Raw genomic sequence first — 15,216 nt, 5'->3', positions numbered from 1 at the left:
TCCCCCGCCGTACCGAGGGGCCGCGCAACCGCTGCGCGCGGATGCGGCGCCCCCGCCGGGAGGCGCATTCTTGCTGTGTCTTCTTGCTGTGTCGCCCACACGGCGGCACCGACGAGGTAGGGCCATGAGTGGGAGCGCCGGGGACGGACAGCGGCCACCGGGATGGTCGGCCGCGCTGCTGACCGACGCCGTGACGCAGGCGATGCGTGCGGCCGACGGCCGGGTCGCGGCCGTGTACCTGCGCTCGTCCGTCCCCGGGCTGCTGCGGCTGGCCGTGCTGTGCGGGCTGCCCGGGGCGCTGTTCCGGCCGTGGTGGCGGTTGCAGGTGGAGTGGCCGTTCCCGGCGACCGACGCGTATCGGCTCGGGGTGCCGGTGACGCTGGCGAACCCGGCGGAGACGATGCGCCGCTATCCGCAGTTCGCGGCGGGGCTGCCGTTCCCGTTCGGTTCGCTGTGCGTGCCGATCGCCCGGGACGCCCGGGTGCTGGGGGTGCTGGCGGTGCTGGGCCCGGCCGTGGCGGATGCCGCCGAGCTGGTGCCGCAGCGCCAGTCGCTGGAGGCGCTGGCCGGCCGGCTGGCCCTGGCGCTGGACGGCCCGGCGGGCACGGGCCCGCACGTCACCTGGGACGCGGCGCCGCTGGACGTGCGGCCGCAGGGGCCGGGTCCGGCCGGCGGGCGCGTCGGGTGCCTGTCGTGGGATCCGGTGGCCGACCGCCTGACCGCCGACGGCCCGGCGCAGGCCCTGCTCGGGACCCCGGCCGGCCGGCTGCCCGGCGCCCTCGACGCGCTGCTGCCGGTCGATCCGGAGCTGCCTGCCCTGCTGCGGGAGGCGGCCGAGGGCCGGCCCCCGCCCCTGCCGGTGCCGGTGCGCGGCGCGGACGGCGCGCAGCGGCTGGTGCTGTTGTGGGCGCCGCGGACGGCGGACGGCGGGTTGACGCGGTGCGTGGACGGCGTCGTCCTCGACCCGGGGTCCGGCGCACTGGCCGACGGCGCGGCCGATCTGCTGCCGCAGGGGGTGTTCTGCCTGGACCGGCTGGGCGTGGTCGGCTACGCCAATCCGCGCGCCGCCCGGCTGCTGGGGACGGAGCGCGACGGGCTGCTCGGCCGTCCGCTGTGGGAGGCCGTGCCGTGGCTGGACCAGCCCGGCTGCGAGGACCAGCTGCGCCAAGCCCTGCTGTCCCTCGAGCCGGTGCACTTCCAGGTCAGGCGGCCGCCCGCGCAGCCCCGGCAGTCCTACGAGGGCGACTGGCTCGCCGTGTCCGTGCACCCCGGCACCCACATCCTGACCTGCACCCTCGCCCCGGCCGACCGGGTGCCGGAGTCCCCGCCGCCGATCGACGCCGACGACGCACCGCGCCCCGCCACGGCCGCCGCCGCTCCCCAGTACCGTCCGATCGCACTGGCCATCGCGCTGTCGGAGGCGGTCACGGCGCGCCAGGTGTCCGCGGTGGTCGTGCAGGAGCTGCTGCCCGCGTTCGGCGGTCGCCGCCTGGCGATCTATCTGCTCCAGGAGCGGCATCTGTACCTGGCCTGGGAGACCGGTTTCCCGCAGGGCTTCCTCACGCCCTTCGAGGGGGTGGCGCTGGACGCGCGGCTGCCCGGTGTCGAGACGCTCACCACGGGCCGTCCGCTGTTCTTCGAATCCATGCAGCAGCTCGAGGCCGCCTACCCGGGCATCCCGCTGGACGCCACCGAGGGCTCCCGCGCCTTCCTGCCGTTGATCGCCTCCGGGCGCCCGGTCGGCTCCTGCATCCTCGGCTTCGACCGCCCGCGCAGCTTCAGTTCCGAGGAGCGCACCGTCCTGACCGCGCTCGCCGGTCTGATCGCCCATGTGATGGAGAAGGCCCAGCGGTACGACACCGAGGCCGCCCTCGCGCACGGGTTGCAGCAGGCGCTGCTGCCCCGCCGTCTGCCCGAGCACCCCCGGGTGGCGACCGCGGGGCGGTATCTGCCGGGGACGGAGGGGATGGACGTGGGCGGCGACTGGTACGACGTGGTGCCGTCCGGGGACGGGCTGGCGCTGGTCATCGGGGACGTGCAGGGGCACGGGGTGCAGGCGGCGGCCACGATGGGGCAGCTGCGCAGTGCGGTGCGGGCGTTCGCGCTGAGCGACCGGCCGCCTCAGGAGGTGCTCGGCGGCACCAACCGGCTGCTCATCGACCTCGACCCGGGCCAGTTCGCGAGCTGCTGCTACGTCCGGCTCGATCCGGTCAGCGGCCTGGCGCGGGCGGTGCGGGCCGGGCATCCGCCGCCGCTGCTGCGGGAGGCCGACGGCCGCACCACGGTCGTGGACCTGCCCGGCGGGGTGGTCCTCGGCGTGGACCCGGCGGCCCGCTACCCCGTGTCCGAGCTGCGTATGACGCCGGGCGCGGTGCTGGCGCTGTACACGGACGGGCTGGTCGAGCGGCCCGGTTTCGACATCGACGACGGCATCACGGCGCTGCGGCTCGCCCTGTCCCGGGCAGGCGCGCCGGGCGCGGACCGGGGTTGCAGGTCCCTGGCGGACGTCGCCGACCGTCTCACCGCGACGGCCCGGCACGCCGCGGACCGCCCGGACGACATCGCACTCCTGCTGGCGGCGCTCACGCCGGCGGGTGCGGCGGGCGGGTGACGGCGCGAACCCCTGGGCGCCTGGGCCAGCGTGTCGCGCACGAGGCGCACGAGCGCGCACCGCTCACCCGACGGGCCGCTGCCACGGTGTGACGCCCCTCGCCTCACGCGGCGCGGCAGTGTAGACATGGGCACATGGTCCGACTTCTGGGTCGATCCGGGACCCGCTCGCCCCGGCCTCCCGGCAGCCGGCGTGAACCGCACGGCCATGACGGCGTGCCCCGCGCGGGCGGTGAGCGTCTGCGGCGGAAGGCCGCCGTGCCCGCGTCCGCCGCGCGGCGCAACGGGCCCGGCCGCACGCGCCGAGAGCCGGCGGCGGGGCTGCGCGCCAGGCTCGGCGGCCGCAGCCTGGCCGGGCAGGTGTTCGTCCTCAATGTCGTCATCGTGCTGCTGCTCGTCGTCGCCGCCGTGGTCGCGCTGCTGCTGCAGGCCCGAGCCGACACCACGCAGGAAGCCCGCACCCGCTCCCTCGCGGTCGCCGAGACCTTCGCGAACGCGCCCGGCACCCGGGAGGCGCTCAGCACCCCCGACCCCACGGCGGTGCTGCAGCCGCGCGCCGAGGCGGCCCGCAAGGCGGCGAACGTGGACTTCATCGTCGTGACGAACACCGACGGCATCCGCTACACCCACCCCAAGCCGGACCGCATCGGCAAGAAGTTCGTCGGGACCATCGCCCCCGCCCTGGCCGGGGGCACCGTGGTGGAGGAGGTCAACGGGACGATCGGCCGTCTGGTGCAGGCCGTGGTGCCGGTGACGGCGCCCGACGGGAAGGTGGTCGGGCTGGTGTCGGCCGGCATCACGACCGCCCACGTGGGCGGCGCCGTCGACCGCCAGCTGCCGCTGGTGCTGGCCGCAGCGGCCACCGGGCTGGCGCTGGCCACCGGCGGCACGGCCCTGGTGAGCCGGCGGCTGCTGCGCCAGACCCACGGCCTCGGCCCGCGCGAGATGACCCGCATGTACGAGCATCACGACGCGGTGCTGCACTCGGTGCGCGAGGGCGTGCTCATCGTCAGCGGCGAGGGCGACCTGCTGCTCGCCAACGACGAGGCACACCGGCTGCTCGGCCTGCCCGCCGACGCCGAACGCCGGCATGTGCTGGACCTGGGCCTGGACGCGGACACCGCCGAACTGCTGGCCTCCGGCCGGGTCGCCACCGACGAGGTGCACCTGGTCGGCGATTCCCTGCTGGTGATCAACCAGCGGCCCACCGACCTGGAGGGCGGCCCGCCCGGCAGTGTGGCCACCCTGCGCGACTCGACCGAGCTGCGGGCCCTGCTGGGCCGGGCCGAGGCGGCCCGCGAGCGCCTCGACCTGCTCTACGCCGCCGGAGTGGGAATCGGCACGAGCCTCGACGTGGCCGGTACGGCGAAGGAGCTGGCCGAGCTGGCCGTGCCGCGGTTCGCCGACTTCGTCACCGTGGACCTCTTCGACGCCGTCCTGTCCGGGGAGGACCCGGCGCCGGGCGGTGCGCTGCGCCGGACGGCCGTCAGCGGGGTCCGCCGGGACGCGCCGCTGTTCCCCCTGGGCCGCCAGCTGCGGTTCGTGGACTCCTCGCCGCACGGGGTGAGTCTGGTGACGGGCAGGGCGGTCAGTGAGCCGAGCCTGGCGAAGGCGCCGGGCTTTCGGGCGCAGGACCTGGATCGTTCGGCGCGGGTCATGGCGTACGGCATCCACTCGCTGATCACCGTGCCGGTGCGGGCGGGTGGCCGGGTGCTGGGCGTGGTGAGCTTCTGGCGGGCCGAGCGGCCCGAACCCTTCGACGAGGAGGAGGTGGCGCTGGCGGAGGAGCTGGTCACGCGGGCGGCGGTGGCCATCGACAACGCGCGCCGCTACACCCGCGAGCACGGCCTCGCGGTGACGCTGCAGCGCAGCCTGCTGCCGCGCAGTCTGCCCGCGCAGAACGCGCTGGACATCGCCTACCGGTATCTGCCGGCGCAGGCCGGGGTGGGCGGCGACTGGTTCGACGTACTGCCGCTGTCGGGTGCCCGGGTGGCGCTGGTCGTGGGCGACGTGGTCGGGCACGGGCTGCACGCGGCGGCGACCATGGGCCGGCTGCGCACCGCGGTGCACAACTTCTCCTCGCTGGACCTGGCCCCGGACGAGTTGCTGACGCTGCTGGACGAGCTGGTGGCGCGGATCGACCAGGACGAGGCGACGGAAGGCGCCGCCGCCCCGGTCACCGGCGCGACCTGCCTGTACGCGGTGTACGACCCGGCGGCGCGGCGCTGCACGATGGCGCGGGCCGGCCATCCGCCGCCGGCGGTGGTCGGCCCCGACGGCAGCGTGGTGTTCGCCGAGGTACCGGCCGGTCCCCCGCTGGGGCTCGGCGGCCTGCCGTTCGAGGCGGTGGAGCTGGACCTCGCGGAGGACAGCCGGCTCGTGCTGTACACCGACGGGCTGGTGGAGGACCGGGAGCGGGACATCGACAGCGGTCTCGAGCTGCTGCGCGGCGCGCTGGCGGGGGCCGGAACCTCGCCGGAGGACACCTGCCTGGCGGTTCTGGACGCGCTGCTGCCGGCCCGGCAGGCCGACGACATCGCGCTGCTCGTCGCGCGCACCCGGGCGCTCGGCCCCGACCAGGTCGCCGAGCGGGAGGTGCCGATGGAGCCGTCGGCGGTCAAGGACGTCCGTGCGTTCGTGACCCGGCAGCTGGCGGAGTGGGGCCTCGAGGAGCTGGAGTTCACCACGGAGCTGATCCTCAGCGAGCTGGTCACCAACGCGATCCGGTACGGCAGCGCCCCGGTGCGGGTGCGGCTGCTGCGTGACCGCAGTCTCATCTGCGAGGTCTTCGACGGCAGCAACACCTCACCGCACCTGCGCTACGCGGCGCTGTCCGACGAGGGCGGGCGCGGTCTGTTCCTGGTGGCGCAGCTGACGGAGCGCTGGGGGACGCGCTACACCCAGCACGGGAAGATCATCTGGGCGGAGCAGCCGCTGCCGTAGCCATCAAGCGGACCTTTGACTTCCCATAAGAGCCGCTTATGAGGTCATAGAGCGGACCCGCGTACCGACTTAGGCATGCCTCAGTTTAGGCTTCCCGTCGAGTCGATCATTCGCCGCTCGAAGGGAAACCCGTCATGTCTCGCCCCCTGCGGGTCGCCATCGTCGGTTCCGGCCCCGCCGGGATCTACGCCGCCGACGCGCTCCTCAAGTCCGAGGTGGCCGCCGAGCCCGGCGTGTCCATCGACATCTTCGAGCGCATGCCCGCGCCGTTCGGACTGATCCGCTACGGCGTCGCCCCCGACCACCCGCGGATCAAGGGCATCATCACGGCCCTGCACCAGGTGCTGGACAAGCCGCAGATCCGTCTCTTCGGCAACGTCGACTACCCGACCGACATCTCCCTGGACGACCTGCGCGCGTTCTACGACGGGGTGATCTTCGCGACCGGCGCCACGGCCGACCGCGCGCTGCCCATCCCGGGCATCGACCTCGACGGCTCCTACGGTGCCGCCGACTTCGTCTCCTGGTACGACGGCCACCCGGACGTGCCGCGCACCTGGCCGCTTCAGGCCGAGAAGGTCGCGGTGCTCGGCGTGGGCAACGTGGCCCTCGACGTGGCGCGCATCCTCGCCAAGACGGCGGACGAACTGCTGCCCACGGAGATACCGGCGAACGTCTACGACGGTCTGAAGGCCAACAAGGCCGTCGAGATCCACGTCTTCGGCCGCCGCGGTCCGGCGCAGGCGAAGTTCAGCCCGATGGAGCTGCGGGAGCTGGACCACTCCCCGAACATCGAGGTCATCGTCGACCCCGAGGACATCGACTACGACGAGGGCTCGATCGCCACCCGGCGCGGCAACAAGCAGGCCGACATGGTCGCCAAGACCCTGGAGAACTGGGCGATCCGCGACACCGGTGACCGCCCGCACAAGCTGTTCCTGCACTTCTTCGAGTCGCCCACCGAGATCCTCGGCGAGGACGGCAAGGTGGCCGGCCTGCGCACCGAGCGCACGGAACTGGACGGCACCGGGAACGTGCGCGGTACGGGCAAGTTCACCGACTGGGACGTGTCGGCGGTCTACCGCGCGGTGGGCTACCTCTCCGACAAACTCCCCAAGCTCCCCTGGGACCTGGACAGCGGCACGGTGCCCGACGCGGGCGGCCGGGTCGTCGAGGAGGGCGGCACCCACCTGCAGTCGGTGTACGTCACCGGCTGGATCCGGCGCGGCCCGATCGGCCTCATCGGCCACACCAAGGGCGACGCCAACGAGACGGTGGCCAACCTGCTGGACGACCACGCGAACGGCCGTCTGCAGACGCCGGCCTCGCCCGCCCCGGAGGCGGTCGACGCCTTCCTCGCCGAGCGCGGCGTCCGCTTCACGACCTGGGACGGCTGGTACGCCCTGGATGCGGCCGAGAAGGCGCTGGGCGAGCCGCAGGGCCGCGAGCGCGTGAAGATCGTGGAACGCGAGGAGATGCTGAAGGCGAGCGGCGCGTAACGGGGTCACGGCGTGGGCCGGTGACACATTCGCCGGTCCGCGCCGCTGGTGACGCACTCGCCGGTCCGCGCCACAGCGCGGCGGACCGGAACCGGCGCCGGTGACCGGGCCCGCCGCGCCTGGCCGCGGACCCCGGGCGGCCGCCCGCCCCGCGCCGCCGTGCCGCGGCCGGGATCCGGGCGGCCACCGGCACCTGCGACGGCTCCCGCGCCCCGGTAAACCGCTGGGTTCCGTAACACCCGGCTGTTAGCGTCCCGGCGTGTTCACCCTTCATGAGCCTCCCCTGTTCACCCGGTTGCGCGAGGCGCGGCGGGTCGTCGTCGCCGGGGCCGGCGGTGGCTTCGACGTGTACGCGGGGCTGCCGCTGGCTCTCGCTCTGCGCTCGGCCGGCAAGGACGTGCACCTGGCGAGCCTCTCCTTCGTCGATCTGTACGGGCTGCCGCCGCAGGCCTGGGTCGAGCCGGACCTCGCGGCCGTCGGACCCGACACCCCGGGCCACGACGACTACTTCCCCGAGCGCACGCTCGCCCGCTGGCTGGAGCGGAACGGCCTGCCCGCCACCGTGTACGCCTTCCCCCGCACCGGCGTCGCCCCGCTGCGGGACGCCTATCGCGCGCTGCTCGGCCACCTCGGCGGCGTGGACGCGATCGTGCTGGTGGACGGCGGCACCGACATCCTGATGCGTGGGGACGAGCACGGGCTGGGCACGCCCGAGGAGGACATGGCCAGCCTGGCCGCGGTGAACGGCCTGGACGAGGTTCCCGAACGCCTCGTGGCCTGCCTCGGCTTCGGCGTGGACGCCCACCACGGCGTCAACCACGTCCACGTGCTGGAGAACCTCGCCGCGCTCGACCGCGAGGGCGCCTGCCTCGGCGCGTTCTCCCTGCCCCGCGACAGCTCCGAGGGCGCTCTCTACCTGGACGCGGTGGCCCATGCGCAGGCGTGCACGCCGGGCCATCCGAGCATCGTCAACGGATCCGTCGCCGCGGCCGTGCGCGGCGACTTCGGCGACGTACGCTTCACCGCGCGCACGAAGGACAGCGAACTGTTCGTCAACCCCCTCATGGCGCTGTACTTCTGCGTCGACGCCCCGGCCCTGGCCCGCCGCAACCTCTACCTGGACCGTCTCGAGGACACGGTGCTGATGCGTCAGATCAGCACCAGGATCGCGCAGTTCAGGGAGCAGGTACCGCGCCTGCGGCAGCCCCGCCAGTACCCCCACTGACCGCTCTGCGGGCGGCGCAGAGATGCGAGCCCGCCCGCTGCTCAGCGGGCGGTGAGGTGCCGGCCGCCGCTCACCGCCAGGGCCACGGTGAGCAGGAGGACGGCGGCCGTCTGGGCCAGGAGTCCGGCGAGCAGCACGCCGGGGACCGGCACGTCGAGCCAGGGGTACAGGGCCGCGACGCGCAGTCCGAGGATCAGCAGGCCGAGCACGGCGAGGGCGAGGGCCGCGCCCGCGTCGGCGGTGCGCCGGCTCCGCCACAGCCCGTCTTCCGCACCGACGCGCCCGCCCACCGGTGGCTCGCGCAGACGATGATTCGTGGGTCTCGCCCATGAGGAGGACGGGGACATCGTGATCCGTGTGTACGCGGTGGAGTGAGCCGGGTGGTGACTCCCGCGTGGGAGGCGGATGGCGCGGCCGGAGGGTGGGCATGCTGTGGGCGAGGCCACTTCCGGTGGATCGGTGGATCTCCCTCGGTGGCTGCCCGCCTGATCGGCTCCCACGAAGGACAACCGCTCTTGGCTCTGATGACTCCTGACGCTCCCTCGGCGCGCCGCCCGGGTCGTTCCTGGACGATCCGGGTGGTCGGTCACCGCGACCGCAGCGCCTCGGTCACCTGCTCCTCGTCGTGTGTGATGCCGGCCCGCTCCCGCGACCTCGCGGCGCTGCGCCGGTTCGCCGAGGCGCACGCCCTCGCGCACGCCCGGGCCGCGGCCGTGCGCGCCGACGCCGCCTGCTGGTGCCGCCATCACGGATGCGGCCCGCACGAGGGCACCCGGGTCTCCTGCGGAGGGACCGTGGTCCTGGTGCTGCGCCACGATCCCGCGGTGGGGCAGGTGTGGACCCTGAGCGAGGTGTGCTCCACGTGCGCGCCGCTGATGAGCCACGCGCGCGTGGTGGCCCGGGCCGCGGCCCGGCCGACCCCGCCCGCACCCCGTCCGGCGACCACCGGGGACCGCCCTGCCGCCGGGGACCGTCCGGCCGGGGACCGGGCCGCGCCCGGTTCCGGGCCGGCGGCGGCACCGTTCGTGCCGGGCGGCTTCAGCGCACCCCCGGTCGACGCGGTACCGACGCCGCGGGAGCGCCGTCGGCGCGGCCGGCGCCGGGACCGTCCGGAGCGTGAGGGCAGCGGCGGTTCCTGAAATCGGTCAGGGACGGATGAGGGCCTGCTCCAGCAAGTCCTGCAACGTGCGCTGCTGATCCGGACCCAGGCCGGCCAACGGCGAGTCCTGTTCGAGCAGTTCGAGGAGCCGGGCCTGCAGGGCGTGGCCCTGCTCGGTGAGCACCAGGTGCCGGGCCCGGCGATCGGTCGGGTGCGGGCGGCGCTCGACGAGGCCCTGCTTCTCCAGCCGGTCGACCACGAAGGTGGCGTTGGACGGCTCGCAGCTCATGCGGTCGGCGAGCTCGCGCATGGTCATCGGCCCGGTCATCTCCCGCAGCGCGGTCGCCTGCGGTGCGGTGAGCCCGAGCGCCTCGGCGCGTTCGCGCACATGGTCGGCGATCTGCTGGGCCAGGCCGTTGACCAGTCCGCACAGCCGGCGCTCGGCAACGGCCTGCGGCTCGGAGGACGGGGCCGGGTGCCGCTTCTCGGGGGACGTGGTCATGCGCCGATGCTAGCAAGTCTATCAAGCCATTACCTTTCAAATTTGAATGTTTCTAGCTTGATGTTTATGGTGGTGCGGCCGACGGCGCCCGCCGCGGCGTTCGGCACGAACAGGGAGGGCTCATGGGCGAGTTGGAGCTCGATGCGGACATACGGCTGCGACGGCCGTCGGGGATACGATCGCTGCACCTGGGCGAGCTGCGCGTGTCCTACGTGCCGGACGGGGTGGTGCTGCTGCCCCCCGGCTGGCTGCCGGACGCGGTGTGGCCGGCACACCTCCGGTACCTGGACGACACCGGCCACCTCGTGGCGAGCATCGGGGCCCTGCTCGTCGAGCACGGCGACCGCGCGCTGCTGATCGACACCGGTTTCGGACCGCAGTCCCTGCCGCCCGACCCGGCCACCCCGCGCGGCGCCATCCACGGCGGCGCGCTCCTCGACAGCCTCGCCACGCTCGGCCGCCGGCCCGAGGAGATCGAGGCGGTGGCCTTCACCCATCTGCACCCCGACCACACCGGCTGGGCGCTGCATACGGCACCCGGCGCCGACCGGCCCCCGTTCGACCACGCCGAGCACCTGCTGTCCGCGCCGGAGTGGGCTGCGCACGGCTCGGTCCTGACGCCGAAGGGCGGGGTGCGCACGCCGGCCGACGGCGAGGAGGTCTTCCCCGGCGTGCGCATGCGGGTCAGCGCCGGGCACACCACCGGGCACGCCGAGTACGTGATCAGCGGCGGCGGGCGCCGGCTGATCGCCTTCGGTGACGCCCTGCACTCACCGGTCCAGATCGACCACCCCGAGTGGTCCTCCGCAGTCGATTACGACCCTGTGCGCGCCGCCTTCCACCGGCGCCGGCTCGTCACCGAGCTCGCCGAGCCCGGCACGATCGGCTTCGGTGTCCATTTCGCCGACGTCGTCTTCGGAGCCGTACGACCGGACGGCGACGGTCCGGCCTGGCGGCCGCTGGACGACTGACCGTCCACCGTGCGGCCGAAACGGACAGGACCCGTCCCGATGCGGATGGTGGACGGGCCCTGTCCGCCCGGACGATTGTGCTGGGCGGGGCCCGGCCGGAACCACGGGTGCGCGCCGCCCGCCATGGTGAACGGCGCACACGTCGTGCGCGCGGCGTGCGTCCCGTCCGCGCGGCGTGCGTCCCGTGTGCGCGATGCCCGGACGAGAGCGCGCGCGGCGACATGCCGCCCCGTACGCGCCGGGTACCCGGCCCGCATGAACGACCGCAAGACACCCGATCCGCGTGAGGCCGCCCGGGCGGCGGAGACCGCCGACGAGCAGCGGGCCGCGTCCCGCCCCCCTTCGACTACCCCACGACGAACGGCGCGCCGGCGTCCATGCCACCCGGCACATCAGCCGGGAACAGGCCGACGCCGAGAGCGTCCCCGGAGTACCCGGCGGCTACGGCACCACGGGCGGCGGGCAGCCGGACACCCGTGGAGCCGACGCCCGGCCGGGCCGGGACGAAGCCGACGAGGAAGCCGGCGTGACCGGCATCGTCGCGAGCCTGGAACCCCATCCCGACCGCAAGGAGTGACCGCGGCGGTCCGGCGGCCGGGCCGACACGCGGTACGCGCTCTCACCCCCGTGTGCTCCACGAGGGCCGCGGCGACGATACTGGCAGTACACGTCGTCCCCGCCCTCACGAACGGACCCATGCCGATCTCGCCCACGGACCGCCCCGATCCCTCCACTACACCCCCGACGCTGTGGCCGGCCCGCGGCCGGTTCCTGGGGTCCGCAGCCGCCGGCGTGCTGCGCAGACACCTGCAGCGGCTGAAGGACGACGGGGCCGTCCAGGACTTCCTGGAACTGCCCGAGGACGAATCTCCCGCCGGACAGCGCGTCTTCGAGGCGCGCTGGCAGGTGCCCGAGGCGGTGACCGTCCGGGCACGGATGACCGTCGCCATGGGCGCCGGCCACGGCCAGGAATGGCTGCTGGTCGCGGAGGCCGAACGGCCGTGGGACCTGCGCTGGCCGTCGCCGGCGGGCGTGTTCTGGCCCGGTGAGCCGGACGGCGGCTGGGCGCACGAGTCCGCGACGGGCCTGCGTTTCCTCCAGGTCAACGCGCTGCCGGAGGACGACAAGGCGCTGCGGCGGGTGCTGAAGGAGGCCCTGCGCGACCGCTGGAGCGTCCATGTCGTCGTCCACGAGGCGATGACGCCCGACGAACGCGGCCGTGGCCCGCTCACCCGCTTCCTGCCGCCGGGCCTGCACCACCGCGTCGTGGAACACCGGGCCGCCCCGCACCAGCTGCGCGCCCTGAACTACGCGCTGCGCGACGCCGGGGTCGAGGTGCCGCGCGGAGGCGCCGCCGTCCTTCCCGGCGCCCCGGTTCCGGACGGCTGGAGCGCCGCGGACTTCTCGGTGCGCAGCGTGTTCCTGGACGGCTCGGAGCCGGTGGAGCTGATCGACGCGGTGACCCGGTTCGCCGCCCTGGCGCGGCCGCTGCCGGACGGTGCCGCGGAACAGCTGGGCGCGCTGCGGGAGGAGTGGCACCTGTACACGCTCGAGGAGGAGCTGGAGCGCCAGCGCGCGCTGGTCGCCATGTACGCCGAGGCGCTCGAGGCGATGACGCGCTCCCGTGACCTGTACCGGGAGGCCGCGGAGCGCGCGCACGAGGCGCTGGCCGCCTACCGGGAGACCGCCGCGGCGACCGTGGGTGACCAGCCGGCACCGGCGCGGCCCGTCGGCGGTCCGCTCCAGCAGCTGACCCGGACCTTCGAACGCCTGAAGATCTCCGGCCGTTCCCTGCGCCCCACGGCCCCCCGCGAGCCTGCCGCTCCGGCCGGACCGGCCGCCGCCGAGGAGGCCGCCGCCGTCGGGACCACCTCCTTGGGTGAACCGTCCGTCGTCGGCGAGATCAGCTCTTCGGGTGAACTCTCCGTGGACGGAATCCCCTCTGCACGGGAGCCCGCCACCGCGGACAAGGCCACTCCGCCGGGTGAACCCGCCGCCGTCGCCGAGTCCGCTCAGGACAGCAGCGGCAGCCGTTCCGCGGAGGAGCCCGGTGTGCGCCGCTCGTCCTGAGTGAGGGGCACGCGGCCCGTCGCGGCACGGGCGTAGTACTCGTCGCGCCAGTCCAGGGCTCGGGCCGGCCGCAGTCCGTCCAGGGTGGCCCGCACCGCGGCGAGGCCCTCCGGCGCCGGCCCGTGGCCCCCGGCAGGGAGACGGTGAGATCGAGGTGGTGCACGGTGGCCTCGACGGCGAGCGTGGTGAGCAGGTCGCCCGCGGTCAGGACGTGGCCCTGGGTGCCCACGGCGTGGGCCGGGTCGGCCGCCGCACCGGCGCTGACGGTGGCGGCCGCGGTCTCCAGGTTCAGCTCGCGCAGCGGGCCGACGTCGAGGAACATGCCCGCGCTCACCCGTGTCCAGCGCCGTCCGTGCGCGGCGCCGACCGGATCCGGCGCCCAGTCGTGCCAGTAGGTCACGGCGTCCCGGTCCGGTGGTGCGGTGGCGGGCGTGTGCAGGGCGACGAGCGCGCGCTGGGCGTCGGAGAGTCAGTGGAAGACGAGGTCGCGCACGGCCCATCCGGTACAACCGGTGGGCAGCCAGGACTCGTCGTCGCCGAGCGTTTCGACGAGCGCGGCGAAGGCCCGTAGGAGGCGTGCAGAGCGGTGACCGGGGTGACGGCGCCTGGGTGCTCGGCTGTCATGCGGTCAGCGCAGGGAGCGCACCCCGGCGGTCCGCCACCGGTTTCCGGACATCGGCAGGTGTCGCCCGGCGCGGTCGGGATACGCGGACAGGACAGTACGACGCTCCCGTCCGGAGGGGAACACCACATGGGCAGCGAGCACCCCGCACCGTCGGACGCGCACCGTTCCGACACGACCCTCCGGGTCAACGGCAAACCGCACACCCTGACCGTCGACCACCGGCGCACCCTGCTCGACCTGCTGCGCGAGGATCTGGGTCTCACCGGCGCCAAGAAGGGCTGTGACCACGGCCAGTGCGGCGCGTGCACGGTCCTGGTGGACGGGCGCCGCGTCAACGCATGCCTGCTGCTCGCCGTGGCGGCGGACGGCTGCGAGGTGACGACCGTGGAGGGCCTCGCGGGCGACGGCGAGGCGTCCCACCCGCTCCAGCGGGCGTTCGCCGAGCGGGACGCCTTCCAGTGCGGGTACTGCACGCCGGGCCAGCTCTGCTCCGCGCTCGGCGCGCTCGCCGAGGCCGACGCCGGGCACCCCTCGCACGTCACGGATCCGACCGCGCCGTCCGGCCGGCCGGTGCCGCTGACCCGGGAGGAGATCCGCGAGCGGCTCAGCGGCAACCTGTGCCGCTGCGGCGCGTATCCACGCATCGTCGACGCGGTGGAGGACGTGATCCCATGAAGCCCTTCGGCTATGTGCGGGCGGGCAGCGTCGCGGAGGCCACCGAGGCGTACGCCGCCCACCCCGGAGCCCGTTACCTCGGCGGCGGCACGAACCTGGTCGACCTGATGAAGCTCGGCGTGGAACAGCCGGCCGTCCTCGTCGACGTCACCCGGCTGCCGCTGGCCGCAGTGGAAGAGCTGGCGGACGGCTCCCTGCGGGTGGGCGCCCTGGTCCGCAACAGCGACCTCGCCGCGCATCCGCTGGTCCGCGACCGCTACCCGGCGCTCTCGCAGGCGCTCCTCGCGGGCGCCTCCGGCCAGCTACGCAATGCCGCCACCACCGGCGGCAACCTGATGCAGCGCACCCGCTGCCCCTACTTCCAGGACCTGTCCAAGCCGTGCAACAAGCGTCAGCCGGGCACCGGCTGCGGCGCCCTGGACGGCGTCCACCGTGACCACGCGGTGCTCGGCCACTCCGAGAAGTGCATCGCCACCCACCCCTCGGACATGGCGGTGGCGCTGGCCGCGCTCGACGCGCGCATCGAGGTGTACGGCCGTGGCGGCGCCCGGGAGATCGCGGCGGACGTCTTCCACCGGCTGCCCGGGGAGCACCCCGAGCAGGACACCGAGCTGCGGCCGGGCGAGCTGATCACCGGTGTGCGGCTGCCGGCGGCGACGGCCGGACTGCCCTCGCGCTACCGCAAGGCCCGCGACCGGGCGTCGTACGCCTTCGCGCTGGCGTCCGTCGCGGCGGTGCTGCACGTGGCGGACGGGGTCGTGCAGCAGGCCGGGATCGCCTTCGGGGCGCTGGCGCACCGGCCCTGGCGGGCCCGCCGCGCCGAGGAGGTGCTGCGCGGCGCGGCACCCACCGCGGCCGCGTTCGAACACGCCGTCGATCTGGAGCTCGCCGAGGCGCGGCCGCTGCGCGACAACGCGTTCAAGGTGCCGCTCGCCCGCAATCTCGCCGTGGACGCCCTGACCGGCCTGGCCCGGTCCTCGGCGACCTGACCGGCATC

The 15,216-nt window shown here is 74.6% G+C and carries 12 protein-coding genes and 1 pseudogene; 9 read left to right on the top strand and 4 right to left on the bottom strand.

Annotation, left to right across the window (positions count from 1 at the left end; genetic code table 11):
• Window positions 1-124 precede the first annotated feature (124 nt).
• From ACF1GV_RS29325 to ACF1GV_RS29310, 4 genes are all read left to right on the top strand, one after another.
• Window positions 125-2,611: a SpoIIE family protein phosphatase gene (locus ACF1GV_RS29325; protein WP_391686251.1), complete on the top strand. Its 2,487-nt coding sequence runs from the start codon at window positions 125-127 to the stop codon at window positions 2,609-2,611.
• Window positions 2,612-2,745: 134 nt separating this feature from the next.
• Window positions 2,746-5,553 (top strand): SpoIIE family protein phosphatase, encoded by a 2,808-nt coding sequence (locus ACF1GV_RS29320; RefSeq protein WP_391686249.1) that lies wholly within the window; start codon window positions 2,746-2,748, stop codon window positions 5,551-5,553.
• A 134-nt stretch (window positions 5,554-5,687) separates the two neighbouring features.
• Window positions 5,688-7,052 carry an FAD-dependent oxidoreductase gene (locus tag ACF1GV_RS29315; protein ID WP_391686247.1) on the top strand — a complete coding sequence of 455 codons (1,365 nt, stop codon included), beginning with the start codon at window positions 5,688-5,690 and terminating at the stop codon, window positions 7,050-7,052.
• A 259-nt stretch (window positions 7,053-7,311) separates the two neighbouring features.
• On the top strand, window positions 7,312-8,277 hold the full coding sequence (locus ACF1GV_RS29310) for a DUF1152 domain-containing protein (protein WP_391686245.1): 966 nt from the start codon (window positions 7,312-7,314) through the stop codon (window positions 8,275-8,277).
• A 41-nt stretch (window positions 8,278-8,318) separates the two neighbouring features.
• Here ACF1GV_RS29310 and ACF1GV_RS29305 read toward each other — a convergent pair whose 3' ends face one another.
• Window positions 8,319-8,567: a hypothetical protein gene (locus tag ACF1GV_RS29305; protein WP_391686243.1), complete on the bottom strand. Its 249-nt coding sequence runs from the start codon at window positions 8,565-8,567 to the stop codon at window positions 8,319-8,321.
• Between the two features lie 234 nt (window positions 8,568-8,801).
• Here ACF1GV_RS29305 and ACF1GV_RS29300 point away from each other — a divergent pair, with 234 nt between their 5' ends.
• A complete protein-coding gene (locus ACF1GV_RS29300) occupies window positions 8,802-9,416 on the top strand; it encodes a hypothetical protein (RefSeq protein WP_391686241.1) in 615 nt (204 codons plus the stop codon).
• 6 nt (window positions 9,417-9,422) lie between these two features.
• On the opposite strand, the gene ACF1GV_RS29295 is transcribed toward ACF1GV_RS29300, so the two are convergent.
• Window positions 9,423-9,878, bottom strand: coding sequence for a MarR family winged helix-turn-helix transcriptional regulator (locus tag ACF1GV_RS29295; protein WP_391686239.1), 456 nt, complete (start codon window positions 9,876-9,878; stop codon window positions 9,423-9,425).
• 122 nt (window positions 9,879-10,000) lie between these two features.
• Between ACF1GV_RS29295 and ACF1GV_RS29290 the strand changes: the two genes are divergently transcribed.
• A complete protein-coding gene (locus ACF1GV_RS29290; RefSeq protein ID WP_391686237.1) occupies window positions 10,001-10,849 on the top strand; it encodes an MBL fold metallo-hydrolase in 849 nt (282 codons plus the stop codon).
• 346 nt (window positions 10,850-11,195) lie between these two features.
• On the opposite strand, the gene ACF1GV_RS29285 is transcribed toward ACF1GV_RS29290, so the two are convergent.
• Window positions 11,196-11,408, bottom strand: a complete 213-nt coding sequence (locus ACF1GV_RS29285) for a hypothetical protein (protein ID WP_391686235.1) — start codon at window positions 11,406-11,408, stop codon at window positions 11,196-11,198.
• Window positions 11,409-11,545: 137 nt separating this feature from the next.
• Between ACF1GV_RS29285 and ACF1GV_RS29280 the strand changes: the two genes are divergently transcribed.
• Window positions 11,546-12,919, top strand: a complete 1,374-nt coding sequence (locus tag ACF1GV_RS29280) for a hypothetical protein (protein WP_391686233.1) — start codon at window positions 11,546-11,548, stop codon at window positions 12,917-12,919.
• Between the two features lie 469 nt (window positions 12,920-13,388).
• On the opposite strand, the pseudogene ACF1GV_RS29275 reads toward ACF1GV_RS29280, so the two are convergent.
• A pseudogene (locus ACF1GV_RS29275) lies at window positions 13,389-13,448 on the bottom strand (hypothetical protein); the annotation flags it as partial.
• A 222-nt stretch (window positions 13,449-13,670) separates the two neighbouring features.
• Here ACF1GV_RS29275 and ACF1GV_RS29270 point away from each other — a divergent pair.
• Together ACF1GV_RS29270 and ACF1GV_RS29265 are read left to right on the top strand one after the other, a co-directional pair.
• On the top strand, window positions 13,671-14,219 hold the full coding sequence (locus tag ACF1GV_RS29270; protein WP_391686231.1) for a (2Fe-2S)-binding protein: 549 nt from the start codon (window positions 13,671-13,673) through the stop codon (window positions 14,217-14,219).
• Window positions 14,216-15,208, top strand: a complete 993-nt coding sequence (locus ACF1GV_RS29265) for an FAD binding domain-containing protein (RefSeq protein WP_391686229.1) — start codon at window positions 14,216-14,218, stop codon at window positions 15,206-15,208. The genes ACF1GV_RS29270 and ACF1GV_RS29265 overlap by 4 nt, the downstream gene beginning before the upstream one ends.
• The last annotated feature ends 8 nt before the right edge of the window (window positions 15,209-15,216 follow it).

Origin of the sequence: Streptomyces sp. NPDC014006, from assembly GCF_043088925.1 — a bacterium.
In the GTDB taxonomy this organism is placed as follows: Bacteria; Actinomycetota; Actinomycetes; order Streptomycetales; family Streptomycetaceae; genus Streptomyces.
The sequence above is the reverse complement of the archived record's forward strand: the minus strand, read 5'-3'. Positions and strand labels throughout refer to the sequence as shown.